At 60.5% G+C, this 16,409-nt stretch carries 11 protein-coding genes and 2 pseudogenes; 12 read left to right on the forward strand and 1 reads right to left on the reverse strand.

Features of this window, described 5'->3' with window-relative positions:
* Positions 1-49: 49 nt before the first annotated feature.
* The 8 genes and pseudogenes from F8N62_RS03810 (at position 50) to F8N62_RS03840 (ending at position 9,447) form a co-directional block, all read left to right on the forward strand.
* On the forward strand, positions 50-568 hold the full coding sequence (locus tag F8N62_RS03810; RefSeq protein ID WP_150709709.1) for an RNA polymerase sigma factor: 519 nt from the start codon (positions 50-52) through the stop codon (positions 566-568).
* 82 nt (positions 569-650) lie between these two features.
* Positions 651-1,616, forward strand: coding sequence for a FecR family protein (locus tag F8N62_RS03815; RefSeq protein ID WP_150709710.1), 966 nt, complete (start codon positions 651-653; stop codon positions 1,614-1,616).
* 122 nt (positions 1,617-1,738) lie between these two features.
* Positions 1,739-4,306, forward strand: a complete 2,568-nt coding sequence (locus tag F8N62_RS03820; RefSeq protein ID WP_150709711.1) for a TonB-dependent receptor — start codon at positions 1,739-1,741, stop codon at positions 4,304-4,306.
* Positions 4,307-4,420: 114 nt separating this feature from the next.
* A complete protein-coding gene (locus F8N62_RS03825) occupies positions 4,421-5,029 on the forward strand; it encodes a biliverdin-producing heme oxygenase (protein WP_150709712.1) in 609 nt (202 codons plus the stop codon).
* A 158-nt stretch (positions 5,030-5,187) separates the two neighbouring features.
* Complete coding sequence (locus F8N62_RS03830; RefSeq protein WP_150709713.1) at positions 5,188-5,583, forward strand: YbaN family protein; 396 nt, start codon at positions 5,188-5,190, stop codon at positions 5,581-5,583.
* A gap of 559 nt (positions 5,584-6,142) precedes the next feature.
* Positions 6,143-7,102 (forward strand): annotated as a pseudogene (locus F8N62_RS32260) (chemotaxis protein); the annotation flags it as partial.
* A 378-nt stretch (positions 7,103-7,480) separates the two neighbouring features.
* Positions 7,481-8,008: pseudogene (locus F8N62_RS32265) on the forward strand (methyl-accepting chemotaxis protein); the annotation flags it as partial.
* 107 nt (positions 8,009-8,115) lie between these two features.
* Positions 8,116-9,447 carry a CoA transferase gene (locus tag F8N62_RS03840; protein WP_150709715.1) on the forward strand — a complete coding sequence of 444 codons (1,332 nt, stop codon included), beginning with the start codon at positions 8,116-8,118 and terminating at the stop codon, positions 9,445-9,447.
* Positions 9,448-9,570: 123 nt separating this feature from the next.
* Here F8N62_RS03840 and arcD (F8N62_RS03845) read toward each other — a convergent pair whose 3' ends face one another.
* Positions 9,571-10,998, reverse strand: a complete 1,428-nt coding sequence (arcD, locus tag F8N62_RS03845) for an arginine-ornithine antiporter (RefSeq protein WP_150709716.1) — start codon at positions 10,996-10,998, stop codon at positions 9,571-9,573.
* A gap of 527 nt (positions 10,999-11,525) precedes the next feature.
* On the opposite strand from arcD (F8N62_RS03845), the gene arcD (F8N62_RS03850) reads away from it, so the two are divergent.
* The 4 genes from arcD (F8N62_RS03850) to arcC all read left to right on the forward strand — a co-directional run bounded on the left by arcD (F8N62_RS03850) (position 11,526) and on the right by arcC (position 16,398).
* Positions 11,526-12,953, forward strand: a complete 1,428-nt coding sequence (arcD, locus tag F8N62_RS03850) for an arginine-ornithine antiporter (RefSeq protein WP_150709717.1) — start codon at positions 11,526-11,528, stop codon at positions 12,951-12,953.
* 35 nt (positions 12,954-12,988) lie between these two features.
* A complete protein-coding gene (arcA, locus tag F8N62_RS03855; protein ID WP_150709718.1) occupies positions 12,989-14,245 on the forward strand; it encodes an arginine deiminase in 1,257 nt (418 codons plus the stop codon).
* A 71-nt stretch (positions 14,246-14,316) separates the two neighbouring features.
* Positions 14,317-15,327, forward strand: a complete 1,011-nt coding sequence (locus tag F8N62_RS03860) for an ornithine carbamoyltransferase (RefSeq protein WP_150709719.1) — start codon at positions 14,317-14,319, stop codon at positions 15,325-15,327.
* Between the two features lie 141 nt (positions 15,328-15,468).
* Complete coding sequence (gene arcC, locus F8N62_RS03865; RefSeq protein ID WP_150709720.1) at positions 15,469-16,398, forward strand: carbamate kinase; 930 nt, start codon at positions 15,469-15,471, stop codon at positions 16,396-16,398.
* Positions 16,399-16,409 lie beyond the last annotated feature (11 nt).

Below are 16,409 nucleotides of genomic sequence, written 5' to 3' on the forward strand. Positions count from 1 at the left end.
GCGCGGATGATAAGCATTATCATTCGCTCGAAATGGATCAGGTTCTCCCGTGAGTCAATCGCGCTTCAATCATGTCTTCATCGCCCAGCGGGTTTCGCTGCTGCGTACTTTGGAGCGGATGGTCAACAATCACAGCACCGCCGAAGACCTGTTGCAGGAAACCTACCTGCGCGTGACCCGTGCGCTCGGCGAACGGGCCATCGATCACCTCGAACCCTTCGTGTTCCAGACCGCCCGCAACCTGGCGCTGGACCATTTGCGTGCCCGACGCATCCAGTCGCGGACAATGCTCGACGACGTGCCGCAGCAGGTGGTGGAAAGTATCGCCGCCCCTGCCAGCAGTGCCGAGGACGCCGCCCATGCCGAACAATTGCTGGAGCGTTTGAACGTGAGCCTCAGTCAACTCAGTGCCCGCCAGCAACAGATTTTCATCCTCAGCCGTCTGCACGGGCACAGTTACCTGGAGATTTCCGGGCAACTTGGCGTGTCGTTAAGCACCGTGCAGAAGGAACTCAAGCTGATCATGGCGATTTGCATCGGTGTCGCCGAGCGATTGAACGGCGACTGAGCATGCAAGGCTTTGCTACCCTTGCCCACTTTCAGTGTTTGATTAAAAAACAGCCGTGCACAGACACTGCCGAGGAAACCCCGTGACGGACACCGACCGTTCCCCTGCGCCCTCCCCGGCGCGGAACTCCGCCAGCGCGATGGACCAGGCTTTGGACTGGTTGATCGTGATGGGCAGTGCGAGCGAGGAACAGGCTCGTCAGTTCCAGCAATGGCTGGACGCCGATCCTTCGCACGCCGAAGCCTTTGCCAGGGCCCAGGCGATCTGGGACGGCCCGCAAGTGGTGCAGTGCGCGCAAAAACTCGCCACCCGGCCCCCCAAAGTCAGCGTCCTGTCGCGCCTGCGCCCGCATTGGAAACCGCTGGCGACCGCCGCTGTGCTGATCCTCGGTCTGTTCAGTTTCAGCAACCTGCCAATGCGCCTGCAAGCCGATCACTTGACCGTGGTCGGGGAACGTCAACGCCTGCACCTGGCGGACGGTTCGCAGGTGTTGCTCAATACCGATTCGGCGTTTTCCAGCACCATCAACGGCCAACAGCGCGTTGCTCGTTTGTATCAGGGCGAAGCGTTTTTCGACGTGCCGGGCAATCGCGACCAGCCACTGGAAATCGACGCCGGACCGGTGCAAGCCAGCGTGCACGATACGGCGTTCGCGGTGCGCTATCTCGATGGCGTGGCGCAGATTCGCGTGCAGCGCGGCGATGTCGACTTGCGCGCGACTCGCAATGATGCGCGGCTGCGCTTGTCCGCCGGTGAAAGTGTGCGCATCGGCCCCAACGGTTTCGATCGCCCGGCCAAGCTCGATGCCGCAACCGACCTGGCCTGGGTCCAGGGCCGTCTGGTGTTCGAGAATTGCCCGATGAGCCAGGTGCTCGCAGAGTTGCGGCGTTACTACCCGGGCTGGATCATCAACACCAACGAGCAGTTGGCCGATATTGCCGTGACCGGCAATTACCGCCTCGACCAACCGCTGGACGTAGTCCGTTCGCTGGCTCACATCACCTCGGCCCGCCTTCGGGAATTCCCGGCGCTGGTCATCCTGAACTAAATGAGAATTATTTTTACTCGATAGTCGAAGCTCGTACGTCTCGTTATAGCCAATGCAATTGATTCGCATCTCCAAATGCTAATCAGCACCTATAAAGATTCGTGCGACACGGAGCGCTATCGATGTCCTCTCGACTTACCCGCCACTCTTCTTCACCTTCACGCGTGCTCTCGCTGCTGACCGCCGCCATCCTCATGGCCGGCAGCGCGCCGTTGCTGGCCGCCACCGCCACCGACCAACCGACGCGCAACATGGGCGATTACGCATTTGCGATCCCGCAGCAGTCGCTGGTCACGGCGCTCAATGCCTTTACCGCCGTGACGGGTTGGCAAGTCGGTCTGCCGGCTGAACTGGCGCAGAATGTGTCCTCGCCGGGCGTGCGCGGGTCGTTGCCGCCGGAAAAAGCCCTGGATCGCCTGTTGGTGGGGACCAACCTGAGCTATCGCAAACTGGGCAACAACAGCATCGTTTTGGAGAAGCGCCTGAACAGTGGCGCGCTCAATCTGCAACAGGTGACGATCAGCGCCACCCGTCAGGAACAGAGCATTGAAAGCGTGCCGGGTACGGTGACCGTTCACACCCGTGAAGAGCTGGACCGCAGCAACGTCAACACCATCAAGGAGCTGGTGCGTTATGAACCGGGGGTTTCAGTGGGCGGCGCCGGTCAGCGCTCCGGGATCACCGGTTACAACATTCGCGGGATCGACGGCAACCGCGTCCTGACCCAGGTCGATGGCGTGCAAATCCCCGACAGCTTTTTCAACGGTCCCTACGCCCAGACCAACCGCAACTATGTCGACCCCGAGATCGTCAAACGCGTCGAGATCCTGCGCGGCCCGGCGTCCGTGCTGTATGGCAGCAACGCCATCGGCGGCGCGGTCAGCTACTACACGCTGGACCCGGACGACATCATCAAACCGGGCAACGACGTCGGCGCCCGTCTGAAAACCGGTTACAGCTCGGCCGATGACAGCTGGCTGACGTCCGGCACGGTTGCCGGGCGCGCCGGCGACTTCGACGGCTTGCTGCACCTGAGCCAACGCAATGGCCACGAAAGCGACTCCTATGGTGAAACCGGCGGCAGCGGTCTGAAGCGCACCGAAGCCAACCCGGAGGACGTGCGCACCACCAACGTCCTGGCCAAGCTCGGCTGGAACTACGCCGACGACGCGCGCTTCGGTCTGACCTACGAGCATTACAAGGATGACCGCGACACTAACCAGTTGAGCGCAGTGGGCGGCCCGTTCAACGCAGGACGCGGGTTTGGCTTCTATAAATCCCGGACCGGTAACGACACCGTCACGCGCGAACGCTTTGGTCTGGAACACAGCTTTGGTCTGGACAGCGTTCTGGCCGACAACATCAAGTGGACATTGAATTACCAGATCGCCAAGACCGACCAAACTACCGAGGAAATCTACGCGCCTCCCGGACGCACGGTGCTGCGCAACCGAGATACCACCTACAAGGATCGCCAATGGGTGTTCGATGCTCAGGCTGACAAGGCATTTGCCGTTGCCGGCACTAATCACGTCGTCACCTACGGCACCACGATCAAACAGGACAAAGTCACCGGTTTGCGCACCGGCAGCGGCACTTGCCTGACCGTGGCCGGTGCCTGCCGGGTTATCGGTGCCCCCAGCGCGTCCGACACGCTGAAACCGGCCAGTGACTTCCCGGACCCGACCATCAACAGCTACAGCCTGTTCGCCCAGGATCAGATCAGTTGGGGCAACTGGACCTTCCTGCCCGGTGCTCGTTACGACTACACCGAGCTCAAACCGCACATTACTGACGAGTTCCTGGCCACCGCCGACCAGAGCGGCAACGGCGTGGTAAGCGACGAGACCAAAACCTGGCATCGCCTGTCACCGAAATTCGGCACCACCTACCAATTCAATGACAACTACACCTGGTATGGCCAATACGCCGAAGGCTTCCGCACACCGACCGCCAAGGCTTTGTATGGCCGATTCGAGAACGTGGCGGGCGGCTATCAAGTCGCGCCGAATCCGGATCTGGAACCGGAAAAAAGCAAAAGCTATGAAACCGGCCTGCGTGGCCAGTTCGACGCGGGCACGTTCGATGTGGCGGTGTTCTACAACAAATATCGCGACTTCATCGACGAGAACGCCATCACGCCCGGTTACACCGAGACCACCTTCCAGAGCAACAACATCGCACACGCCACTATCAAGGGCCTAGAGCTCAAGGGCCGTCTGAACCTCGACAGCCTGGGCGCTCCAAACGGTCTTTATACCCAAGGGTCGGTCGCCTATCTGTACGGCCGTAACGATGACAACGGCCAGCCACTGAACAGCGTCAATCCGCTGACCGGTGTGTTTGGCCTGGGTTATGACCAGGACAATTACGGCGCGTTGTTGAGCTGGACACTGGTGAAACGCAAGACCCGTGTCGACAGCAGCAACTTCAAGACCCCGGACGGCACCAGCACCCAGTTCAAGACCCCGGGTTATGGCGTGCTCGACCTGGCCGGTTTCTACAAGGTGACTGACGATGTGACGATCAATGCCGGTCTGTACAACCTGACCGACAAGAAATACTGGCAGTGGGATGACGTGCGCGGCTACGACAGCGTCGGCGAAGCCTCGGTCACGCAACCGGCCAACCTCGATCGCCTGACTCAACCGGGTCGCAACTTCGCCGTCAATCTGGTCTGGGACATCTGACCTGCCCTCCTCGCGGCGCGGTTTGATTTGAAACCGCAAGGTGAGGTTTTTTTACGCTCGGGCGTCTTCTTGTTCGTCTCGTTACCAAGCGCCTCTTTTCTTCAAGGATTATTCATGACCACTCAAGACACTGCTCAACGCCCGGCGTTGCGTTCGCAACGTTTGAATCAGATCACTAACGAGCCCCATACCAAACTCGATGCGCTGGTCAAAGCCCACGCGCCCTTCGAAACCCAGGCCAACTTTGCTCGATTCGTGGTGGCCCAGTATCTGTTCCAGTCGGAACTGATGGCGCTGTACGACGATGCCAAACTGATCGCCATCATCCCGGACCTGTCGGCGCGTTGCCGGGCCGAAGCGGCAAAGGCTGACCTGGCGGACTTGCAGACCGAAGTGCCGGCGCCCGTCGCCGGCGCAGTCAAGCACCCGACCAACGCCGAAGCGCTGGGCTGGTTGTTTGTTTCGGAGGGCTCCAAGCTTGGCGCGGCGTTCCTGATCAAACGGGCTGTCGGTCTGGGCCTGAGCGAAACCTTCGGCGCCCGTCACCTCGCCGAACCGGCCGGTGGCCGTGCTGAAGGCTGGAAAAGCTTCGTCAAAACCCTGGACGGCCTGGCGCTGTCCGGGCAGGAAGAATCCGAGCTGGACAAAGGCGCCATCGCTGCGTTCAACCGCTTCACCGTTCTGCTGGAGCAGGCCTATTCGACAGCTGCCGAACCCGCCTGAAGCCGGACAATTCCCCTGTGGGAGCGGGCTTGCCCGCGAAGACGGCAGGTCAGCAACATTTATGTCGGCTGATACACCGCAATCGCGGGCAAGCCCGCTCCCACAGGGAACAGAGCACGTCGGTAAGCATTTGATCCTGTCCTCACACTTATGAGCCTATGCCTCAACTCCCCTCCTCCAGACTCGCCCGCCTGCTGTTCGGCGCACTCGCCTACATCAGCCTCGCCATCGGCCTGATCGCCATCGTCGTGCCGGGCGTGCCGACCACCGAGTTCATCCTGCTCGCCGCCTGGGCCGCCACCAAGAGTTCGCCGCGCCTGAGTGCCTGGCTGGAAAACCATCGGCTGTTCGGGCCGATCCTGTTCAACTGGCGCAACGGCAAACTCATCGCGCGCCGGGCCAAGGTCAGTGCCACCGTGAGCATGCTGCTGTGCGCCGGACTGATGCTGCTGATGCTTGATCACGACTGGCCGGTTTACCTCGCCATTGCAGGCATGAGCCTGGGCAATCTGTGGATCTGGTCGCGCCCGGAGTCATTGCCGCAACCCTCCTGACACTGTGGCGAGCGAGCTTGCTCGCGCTGGGCTGCGCAGCGGCCCCGGCTTTTACAGCGACACCACAAACACCGGTTGACGACTGCTGCGCAGCCGAACGGGAGCAAGCTCCCTCGCCACATTTCCATCAAAAAACACCGCGCAAACGTTCAACTCCTACCGTTCGTCGGAGCCACCATCATGCAACCCCGCCCCTCGCCGATGTGCAGTGAATGGCGCTGAATGGACTTGGCGAACCGGGTCGATCTCGACTCGCCGACACTTCATCCATTTGCGGGTTCGCCTTATGTTCGACTCTCTTTCCATTCGCCTGAAAATCGTTCTGCTCTCAGGTTTGTGCCTGTTGGGCGTGGTCGTTTTGATTGTCAGCATGAATTTCTACCAGACCAATCAGAACGACGAACGGGTCAGCGCCTCGAGCAACCAGATGCTCACCGCCAGTGTGCAGGAACTGCTGGAAGCCAAAGCCGCCGAGCAAGCGGTGCGCGTGCAAAAAACCTTCGGCGAAAGCCTGCTGGTCGTGACCGCGCTGGCGGACCAGATCAAAGACCTGCGCAGCATGGCCGCCAAGCGTTCGCTTGAAGCAGGCGCTGTGCGTGAAGAGTTGAACCAGAGCCTGAAAACCGCCTTCGAACGCAACAGCAAGGTGCTGGGGATCTGGCTCGCGTTCGAGCCCAACGGCCTGGACGGCAAGGACAGCGAGTTCGCCAATGACGCCGCTCGCCAGTCCAACGAAGCCGGTCGTTTCGCCAGTTACTGGAGTCGCGCCGGCGGGGTGGGGATCAACACGATCATGGTCGAAGACGACATGACCAAAACCACCTTGAGCCTTAGCGGCACGCCTTATAACAGCTGGTACACCTGCCCTCGCGACAGCAAACGCACCTGCTTGCTCGATCCATATGCCGACACCGTCGCCGGCAAGGAAATGCTGATGACGACCATTTCCGTCCCGCTGCTGGTGGACGGCAAATCCATCGGCGTGGTCGGTGTGGACATCGCGCTCGACGCCCTCCAGGCAGCGGCGGTCGACTCCCAACGTGATCTGTTCAACAACGCCGGGCACATGCTGATCGTCTCCGGCAGCGGCGTGCTCGCCGGCTACAGCGCGGACGCCAGCAAGGTCGGCAAAAACATCGGCGAGACCCTCGGCGCCGAGGGCAAGGAAGTTTTGCAATTGCTCAGCGGCGGTGCACCGAAGATTCTCGAACAAGGCGAACTGATTCGCGCGGTGTACCCGGTCAGCCCGATCAGCGAATCCAAAGCCTGGGGCGTGGTGATCGACCTGCCGAAACAAGTGCTGCTGGCCGATTCGGTTAAGTTGCAAGCGGTACTCGACGACGCCCAGCAAAGCGGCACGATCAAAGCGGTGCTGGTGGCAGTGGCTGCAGGCCTTGTCGGCCTGTTACTGATCTGGCTCACCGCCTCCGGCGTTACGCGGCCGATCAACAGCGTCGCCGACATGCTCAAGGCGATTGCCAGCGGCGACGGCGACCTGACCCAGCGTCTGCACTACAGCAAAAAAGATGAGCTGGGCGAATTGGTGAGCTGGTTCAACCGCTTCCTCGACAAGCTGCAGCCGACCATCGCGCAGATCAAACAGAGCATCACCGACGCCCGCGGCACGGCTGACCAGTCTTCGGAAATTGCCCGCCAGACCAGCGAAGGCATGCAGGTGCAGTTCCGCGAAATCGACCAGGTCGCCACCGCGTCCAATGAAATGAGCGCCACCGCCCACGACGTCGCCAACAGTGCTTCGAACGCCGCCAATGCGGCGAAAGGCGCGGATCAATCGGCCCGCGACGGCATGTCGATCATCGAGCGCAGCACCCGCGACATCAATCAACTGGCCGATGAAGTCAGCAAGGCCGTGACCGAAGTCGAAGCCCTGGCGGTCAACAGCGAGCAGATCGGCTCGGTGCTGGAAGTGATCCGCAGCATCGCCGAACAGACCAACCTGCTGGCGCTCAACGCGGCAATTGAAGCAGCCCGTGCCGGCGAGAGCGGTCGCGGGTTTGCGGTGGTGGCCGATGAAGTGCGCAACCTGGCCAAACGCACCCAGGATTCGGTGGAAGAAATCCGCACCGTGATCGAACGGATTCAAACCGGGACGCGCGGCGTGGTGGCGACTATGCATTCAAGCCAGACCCAGGCGCACAGCAATGCCGGGCAGATCCAGCAAGCGGTGCAAGCCTTGAGCAAAATCAGCGACGCAGTGACGGTAATCAGCGACATGAACCTGCAAATTGCCAGCGCCGCCGAACAGCAAAGTGCGGTGGCCGAAGAGGTCAACCGCAACGTCTCGGCCATCCGCACCGTTACCGAAACCCTGACCGGCCAGGCCACCGAATCGGCACATATCAGCAGCCAGCTCAACACCCTGACCAACCACCAGATGAAATTGATGGATCAGTTTCGGGTGTAGGTCTTGAAAGATCGCAGCCTTCGGCAGCTCCTACACCGCCCCTGTAGGAGCTGCCGCAGGCTGCGATCTTTTGCTCTATGCTGCCCTCTCGCTCCGGAGGGCCTTCGATGACTGATTTACTCACGTCCATTCAAGCCGCACTCGGCTTGCCCCACACCCCTATCCCGTTCACCTCGAATGGCGCACTGCCCTCGGCGTTTGCCGTCACCGACCTGGCCTGCGCCAGCATCGCCGCTGCCGGCCAGGCGGTCAGCGCATTTTTGCATCGGCACAACGGTCGCCTGCCCGGCCTTGAAGTTGACCGGCGTCTTGCGTCTTTCTGGTTCGCGTCATCAATCCGTCCCGTCGGCTGGAGCGTTCCGCCGTTGTGGGACCCGGTTGCCGGAGACTACCAGGCCCTCGATGGCTGGATCCGCCTGCACACCAACGCCCCCCATCACCGCACGGCGGCGCAAAAAGTGCTCGGTGCCTGTGCCGACCGCGCCGCCGTGGCGAGCAAGGTGGCGCAATGGGCGAAAACCGATCTGGAACGCGCAGTAGTCGAAGCCGGTGGCTGTGCCGCCGAAATGCGCAGCTGGGCACAATGGCAAACCCATCCGCAAGGCCTGGCGGTGAATGCCGAGCCGTTGATTCAGTTCGACGCCAAGGTCAATCAAAACGCCAGGCCGTGGCATGGATCGGTGGCGCAACCGTTAGCCGGGCTCAAGGTCCTGGATTTGACCCGGGTGCTCGCGGGCCCCGTTGCCAGTCGCTTTCTCGCCGGCCTCGGCGCCGACGTGTTGCGCATCGATCCACCGACCTGGAGTGAACCGGGCGTGGTGCCGGAAATGACCTTGGGCAAACGCTGCGCGCGCCTGGACCTGCATGACAAAGCTGATCGCGCCGTATTCGAGAGCTTGCTCAAGGACGCCGACATTCTCCTCCACGGCTACCGCGCCGACGCGCTGGAGCGCCTGGGTTACGGCGTGGCTGAGCGCAAGAAACTGGCGCCGGGCCTGGTCGACGTCAGCCTCAATGCCTATGGCTGGAGCGGCCCCTGGCAGAATCGGCGGGGCTTCGACAGCCTGGTGCAGATGAGCTGCGGGATTGCCGAAGCGGGCATGGGATGGCAGAACGCGGACAAGCCGACGCCGCTGCCGGTGCAGGCGCTGGATCATGCCACCGGGTATTTGATGGCGGCGGCGGCGATCACGTTGTTGGGGCGTGGTGGGTCAGCCCGGTTGTCGCTGGCGCGGACGGCGAAGTTGTTGATCGAACAGGGTGCCGGGACAGCCGAGGCGCTTCGGGCAGAGGATGAAAACGATCAGGGTGTGTTGATTGAGCAGACGCCTTGGGGGCCGGCGAATCGGCTTCATGTGCCGTTGAAGATCACCGGGACCCCGTTGCAGTGGGCGATTCCGGCCTCTGAATTGGGTTCACATCGCGCGCAGTGGTGGTGACTGTTCGGACGCCTTCGCGGGCAAGCCCGCTCCCACAGGGGCCGTGGCGTACACAAAATCTGTGAACACCACCAAACCTGTGGGAGCGGGCTTGCCCGCGAAGAGGCCCGAGCAGCAACCCCCTCACAACGACAGCAAACCGCTGTACAACCCATACGCCGCCAGCCCCGCAGCACTGATAACACAGGTGAAAACCCCTTTCTCGACAGGCGTGAACAGAGGCTCGCCCTGCTCGTGTTTGGCCTTGGCGAACAAAATCACCCCCGGCGCATACAGCAAGGCCGACAACAGCAGGTATTTGACCCCGCCGGCGTACAACAACCACACCGCATAACTCAGCGCGATGCCACCGATCAGCAGGTCCTTGGTGCGTTCCGCCGAAGCATGTTCGTACGTTTCTCCCCGCCCGCTCAACAACACGGCGTAGGCAGCCGACCACAGGTAAGGCACGAGAATCATCGAGGACGCGAGGTAAATCAGGCTGGTGTAGGTGCCGGCGGAAAACAGTGTGATCAGCAGGAAAATCTGGATCATCACGTTGGTCAGCCACAGCGCGTTGACCGGCACATGGTTGGCGTTTTCCTTTTTCAGGAACGCCGGCATGGTCTTGTCCTTTGCCGTGGCAAACAGAATCTCGGCGCAAAGCAGCGCCCAGGACAGCAGCGCACCGAGCAACGAAACGGCCAGGCCGATGCTGATCAACAACGCCCCCCAAGGCCCGACGATGTGCTCCAGCACCGCCGCCAGCGAAGGGTTTTGCAGGTTGGCCAGCTCCGGCTGACTCATGATGCCCAGCGACAACACATTCACCAGCACCAGCAACGCCAGCACCCCGAGAAACCCGATGACGGTCGCCCGGCCAACATCCGAACGCTTTTCCGCCCGCGCCGAATACACACTCGCGCCTTCAATGCCGATGAACACAAACACCGTCACCAGCATCATGTTGCGCACCTGATCCATCACCCCGCCAAAATCCGGATTGCTGCGACCCCATATATCCCGGGTGAAGATGTCGGCCTTGAACGCCACGGCGGCGATCACGATGAACATGATTAGCGGCACGATCTTGGCCACGGTGGTGACCTGATTGATGAACGTCGCCTCTTTGATCCCGCGCAGCACCAGAAAATGCACAGCCCACAGCAATACCGACGCGCAGCCAATGGCGACGGGGGTGTTGCCCTGACCAAACACCGGGAAGAAATAACCGAGGGTGCTGAACAACAGAACGAAGTAGCCGACGTTGCCCAGCCATGCACTGATCCAGTAACCCCAGGCCGACGAAAACCCCATGTAATCGCCGAACCCGGCCTTGGCATAGGCGTACACCCCGGAGTCCAGTTCGGGTTTGCGATTGGCCAGCGTCTGGAACACGAACGCCAGGGTCAGCATGCCGACTGCGGTGATCGCCCAGCCAATCAAAATCGCGCCGGCATCGGCGCGGGCCGCCATGTTCTGCGGCAAGGAAAAAATCCCGCCGCCAATCATCGAACCCACCACCAGCGCGATCAGCGCGCTCAGGCGAAGTTTTTGCGTCGGTTGCGACATTCCCGGTTCTCCTTGTTCCGAACACCTGTGGCGAGGGGATTTATCCCCGTTGGGCCGCGAAGCGCCCCCGCTTTTTCCTGAAAGAACGAACGGCTGCGCAGTTCAGCGGGAGCAAGCACCCTCGCCACAAAAAGATACCTTTAACTAAATAGTCAAACGGTCATACGTTTATTAATTAATGACAATGCGCGCATTTATTTATAGCCGATGCTTCTAACCCCAACCCCCTCAATAGCAATTTTATGTGTCGATTTTAATAAATCAATTCCGCACGGCACACACGGCGGAGAATTTGCGAAAGCGTGGAAACGGACTAGATTAAACATTCGAAGCGATACGTGTTATCGCCATTTGGATCTGACCGAGGCCTCTGGACAGGGCTTTTCCGGCAATACTGTTATGCCCGGAAACGATCCATAAGTCTTTTAATAACAATGGAATGTGCCCATGCACTGATCTAAGTCAGCTGACTGAAAAGCTAACAGAATTACTCTGTTGTCTCTCTTCTCCTGCATTGGAGTCATGCAATGTCTGAATCCCCCGGAAAACTGAAACTCGGCGCACTGGTTGCACTGGTAGTCGGCTCAATGATTGGTGGCGGGATCTTCTCCTTGCCGCAGAACATGGCCGCCAGTGCCGACGTCGGCGCCGTGCTGATCGGTTGGGCCATCACCGCCGTCGGCATGCTGACGCTGGCGTTCGTGTTCCAGACCCTGGCCAATCGCAAGCCTGATCTGGACGGCGGGGTCTACGCCTACGCCAAAGCCGGTTTCGGCGACTACATGGGTTTCTCGTCCGCCTGGGGTTACTGGATCAGTGCATGGCTGGGCAACGTCGGCTACTTCGTGCTGTTGTTCAGCACCCTCGGCTACTTCTTTCCGATCTTCGGCGAAGGCAATACGGTCGCGGCGGTAATCGGCGCGTCGGTGCTGCTCTGGGCTGTGCATTTTCTGGTGCTGCGCGGGATCAAGGAAGCGGCGTTCATCAACCTGGTGACCACTGTCGCCAAGATCGTGCCGCTGGTGCTGTTTGTGCTGATCGCGATTTTCGCCTTCAAGCTGGACATCTTCACCGCTGACATCTGGGGCCTGAAAAACCCGGACCTGGGCAGCGTGATGAACCAGGTGCGCAACATGATGCTGGTCACCGTCTGGGTGTTCATCGGCATCGAAGGCGCGAGCATTTTCTCGGCCCGTGCGGAAAAACGCAGCGACGTCGGCAAAGCCACGGTGATCGGTTTCATCACCGTGCTGCTGTTTCTGGTGCTGGTGAATGTGCTGTCGCTGGGCATCATGACCCAACCGGAACTGGCCAAACTGCAGAACCCGTCGATGGCCGCGGTGCTGGAACATATCGTCGGTCCGTGGGGCGCGGCGCTGATCAGCGTCGGTCTGATCATTTCCCTGCTCGGTGCGTTGCTGTCGTGGGTGCTGCTGTGTGCGGAGATCATGTTCGCCGCCGCCAAGGACCACACCATGCCGGAATTCCTGCGCAGGGAGAACGCCAACCATGTGCCGGTCAACGCGCTGTGGCTGACCAACGCGATGGTGCAACTGTTCCTGATCATCACGCTGTTTTCCGCCAGCACTTACCTGTCGCTGATCTACCTCGCCACCTCGATGATTCTGGTGCCTTACCTGTGGTCGGCGGCGTACGCGCTGCTGTTGGCGGTGCGCGGCGAAAGCTATGAAAACGCTGTCGCCGAACGCCGCAAAGACCTGTTCATCGGCAGCGTCGCACTGATTTACGCGGTCTGGCTGATCTATGCCGGCGGCGTCAAATACCTGCTGCTCTCGGCCCTGCTCTATGCCCCCGGCGCGATCCTGTTCGCCAAGGCCAAGCTTGAAGTCAACAAACCGGTTTTCACCAACGTCGAGAAGCTGATTTTCGCCGCAGTCGTCGCGGGCGCCCTGGTGGCGGCTTACGGGCTGTATGACGGCTTCCTGACCCTGTAACACCCGATTGTTTTGTCATCTGGAGGATCACTGTAATGACCACGGAAAAAGTTAAGTACGGCGTACATTCCGAAGCCGGCAAACTGCGCAAAGTCATGGTTTGCTCCCCCGGCCTGGCCCACCAGCGGCTGACCCCGAACAACTGTGACGAGCTGCTTTTCGATGATGTGCTGTGGGTCGCCCAGGCCAAGCGTGACCATTTCGATTTCGTCACCAAAATGCGCGAACGTGGAATCGACGTGCTGGAAATGCACAACCTGCTGACCGACATCGTCGCGATTCCCGAAGCGCTAGACTGGATTCTGGAGCGCAAGGTCACCGCCAATTCGGTGGGCCTGGGCCTGATCAATGAAGTCGGTTCGTGGCTGCGCAGCCTGGAGCCGCGCAAGATCGCCGAGTTCCTGATTGGCGGCGTGTCCGCCGATGACCTGCCGGACAGTTTCGGCGGCAAGACCATCCAGATGTTCCGCGACTTCCTCGGCCACTCCAGTTTCATTCTGCCGCCGCTGCCCAACACCCAGTTCACCCGTGACACCACCTGCTGGATCTACGGTGGCGTAACGCTGAACCCGATGTACTGGCCGGCGCGTCGCCAGGAAACGTTGTTGGCCACGGCCATCTACAAATTCCATCCGCAGTTCACCAGCGCCGAGTTTGAAATCTGGTACGGCGACCCGGACAAGGAACACGGCAGCTCCACCCTTGAGGGCGGTGACGTCATGCCGATCGGCAACGGCGTGGTGTTGATCGGTATGGGCGAACGCACATCGCGTCAGGCCATCGGCCAACTGGCGGTGAACCTGTTCAAGAACAAAGCCGTGGAACGCATCATTGTCGCCGGCCTGCCGAAGTCCCGCGCGGCGATGCACCTGGACACCGTGTTCAGTTTCTGCGACCGCGACCTGGTGACCATTTTCCCTGAAGTGGTGAACCAGATCGTCGCCTTCACCCTGCGCCCCGACGAAGGCAAACCGGGTGGCATCGACATCCGCCGCGAAGAAAAAAACTTCCTCGACACCGTCGCCGAAGCCCTCAACCTGAAAGCGTTGCGCGTAGTGGAAACCGGCGGCAACAGCTTCGCCGCCGAACGCGAACAGTGGGATGACGGCAACAACGTGGTCGCCGTCGAGCCCGGCGTGGTGATCGGTTATGACCGCAACACCTACACCAACACCCTGCTGCGCAAGGCCGGCGTGGAAGTCATCACCATCAGTGCCGGCGAACTCGGGCGCGGGCGTGGCGGCGGCCACTGCATGACCTGCCCGATCATTCGCGACCCTATCGACTATTAATTTTTATGCCCTGCTTCGCGCTTATAAAGCGTGAAGCAGGCGGATAACCGAAACCAAAGGAGATCCAAATCATGGCTTTCAACATGCGCAACCGCAGCCTGCTCTCGCTGATGCACCACACGACTCGCGAGCTGAACTACCTGCTGGACCTGTCCCGCGACCTCAAACGCGCCAAGTACACCGGCACCGAGCGTCCGCACCTCAAAGGCAAAAACATCGCGCTGATTTTCGAAAAAACCTCGACCCGCACCCGTTGCGCCTTCGAAGTGGCGGCCCATGACCAGGGCGCCCACGTCACCTACATCGACCCCGTGTCGTCGCAGATCGGCCACAAGGAAAGCATGAAAGACACCGCCCGCGTGCTGGGGCGGATGTTTGACGCCATCGAGTACCGCGGCTTCGAACAGGAAATTGTCGAAGAGCTGGCCAAGTTCGCCGGCGTGCCGGTGTTCAACGGTCTGACCGCCGAGTTCCACCCGACGCAAATGATCGCCGACACCCTGACCATGCGCGAACACAGCGACAAGCCGCTGCATGACATCAGCTACGCCTACCTCGGCGATGCCCGCTACAACATGGGCAACTCGCTGCTGATGATCGGCGCCAAACTGGGCATGGACGTGCGCATTGCCGCGCCGAAAGCGCTGTGGCCGCACGCTGATTTCATCGCCGAATGCAAAGGCTTCGCCGAAGAGAGCGGCGCGCGCATCACCATCACCGAAGACCCGAAAGAAGCAGTCAAGGGCGTGGACTTCATCCACACCGATATCTGGGTGTCGATGGGCGAACCGGTGGAAGCGTGGGACGAGCGCATCGAGCAATTGCTGCCGTACCAGGTCAACGCGGACATGATGAAAGCCTCAGGCAACCCGCGCGTGAAATTCATGCACTGCCTGCCGGCGTTCCACAACAGCGAAACCAAGGTCGGCAAGGACATTGCCGCGCGGTATCCGCACCTGGCCAATGGTGTCGAAGTGACGGAGGAAGTGTTCGAATCGCCAGCCAACATCGCCTTCGAGCAAGCGGAAAACCGCATGCACACCATCAAGGCGATCCTGGTGTCGGCGTTGGCGGATATCTAAGGCTGAACCTCCGTTCATGACTTGCCCCCGTAGGAGCTGCCGAAGGCTGCGATCTTTTGACTTTTTTTAGACTCAAGATCAAAAGATCGCAGCCTTCGGCAGCTCCTACGGGGGATCATCTAATTCTGAAAGGACTGCATTATGCGTATCGTCGTTGCTCTGGGCGGTAACGCCCTGCTCCGCCGTGGTGAACCCATGACCGCGGACAATCAACGCGCCAACATCCGGATCGCCACCGAACAAATCGCCAAGATCCATGCCGGCAACGAACTGGTGATCGCCCACGGCAATGGTCCGCAGGTTGGCCTGCTGTCGCTGCAAGCGGCGGCCTACACCTCGGTCTCGCCTTATCCGCTGGACGTGCTCGGTGCCGAAACCGAAGGCATGATCGGCTACATCATCGAGCAGGAACTGGGCAATCTGCTGGACTTCGAAGTGCCCTTCGCCACCCTCCTGACCCAGGTCGAAGTCGACGCCAATGACCCGGCGTTCCAAAACCCGACCAAGCCCATCGGCCCGGTCTATGCCAAGGCCGAAGCGGAAAAACTCGCTGCCGAAAAAGGCTGGGCGATTGCCCCGGACGGCGACAAATTCCGTCGTGTGGTGGCCAGCCCACGCCCCAAACGCATCTTCGAAATCCGTCCGATCAAATGGCTGCTGGAAAAAGGCAGCATCGTGATTTGTGCGGGTGGCGGGGGCATCCCGACGATGTACGGCGCCCACGGCAAGCTGCAAGGTGTCGAAGCGGTGATCGACAAAGACCTGTGCTCGGCGCTGCTCGCCGAACAGCTTGAAAGCGATCTGCTGGTGATCGCCACCGACGTCAGTGCAGCCTTCATCGACTTCGGCAAACCGAGCCAGAAAGGCATCGCCCAGGCTCACCCGGACGACATGGAAAAACTCGGCTTTGCCGCCGGTTCCATGGGGCCGAAAGTTCAGGCCGCCTGCGAGTTCGCGCGCCACACTGGAAAAGTCGCGGTGATCGGTTCACTCTCGGACATCGAAGCGATCGTCCAGGGCAAGGCCGGCACGCGGATCAGCACGGCGACACCTGGCATAACTTATTTATAAGGAGAGACGTC

Source organism: Pseudomonas fluorescens (assembly GCF_902497785.1).
Taxonomy (GTDB): Bacteria; Pseudomonadota; Gammaproteobacteria; order Pseudomonadales; family Pseudomonadaceae; genus Aquipseudomonas; species Aquipseudomonas fluorescens_BO.

Excerpts from the sequence above, each read along its gene's own strand:
- F8N62_RS03820 (WP_150709711.1), top strand. The coding sequence starts at position 1,739 with ATGTCCTCTCGACTTACCCGCCACTCTTCTTCACCTTCACGCGTGCTC.
- F8N62_RS03825 (WP_150709712.1), top strand. The coding sequence starts at position 4,421 with ATGACCACTCAAGACACTGCTCAACGCCCGGCGTTGCGTTCGCAACGT.
- F8N62_RS03830 (WP_150709713.1), top strand. The coding sequence starts at position 5,188 with ATGCCTCAACTCCCCTCCTCCAGACTCGCCCGCCTGCTGTTCGGCGCA.
- F8N62_RS03840 (WP_150709715.1), top strand. The coding sequence starts at position 8,116 with ATGACTGATTTACTCACGTCCATTCAAGCCGCACTCGGCTTGCCCCAC.
- arcD (WP_150709716.1), bottom strand. The coding sequence starts at position 10,998 with ATGTCGCAACCGACGCAAAAACTTCGCCTGAGCGCGCTGATCGCGCTG.
- arcD (WP_150709717.1), top strand. The coding sequence starts at position 11,526 with ATGTCTGAATCCCCCGGAAAACTGAAACTCGGCGCACTGGTTGCACTG.
- arcA (WP_150709718.1), top strand. The coding sequence starts at position 12,989 with ATGACCACGGAAAAAGTTAAGTACGGCGTACATTCCGAAGCCGGCAAA.
- F8N62_RS03860 (WP_150709719.1), top strand. The coding sequence starts at position 14,317 with ATGGCTTTCAACATGCGCAACCGCAGCCTGCTCTCGCTGATGCACCAC.
- arcC (WP_150709720.1), top strand. The coding sequence starts at position 15,469 with ATGCGTATCGTCGTTGCTCTGGGCGGTAACGCCCTGCTCCGCCGTGGT.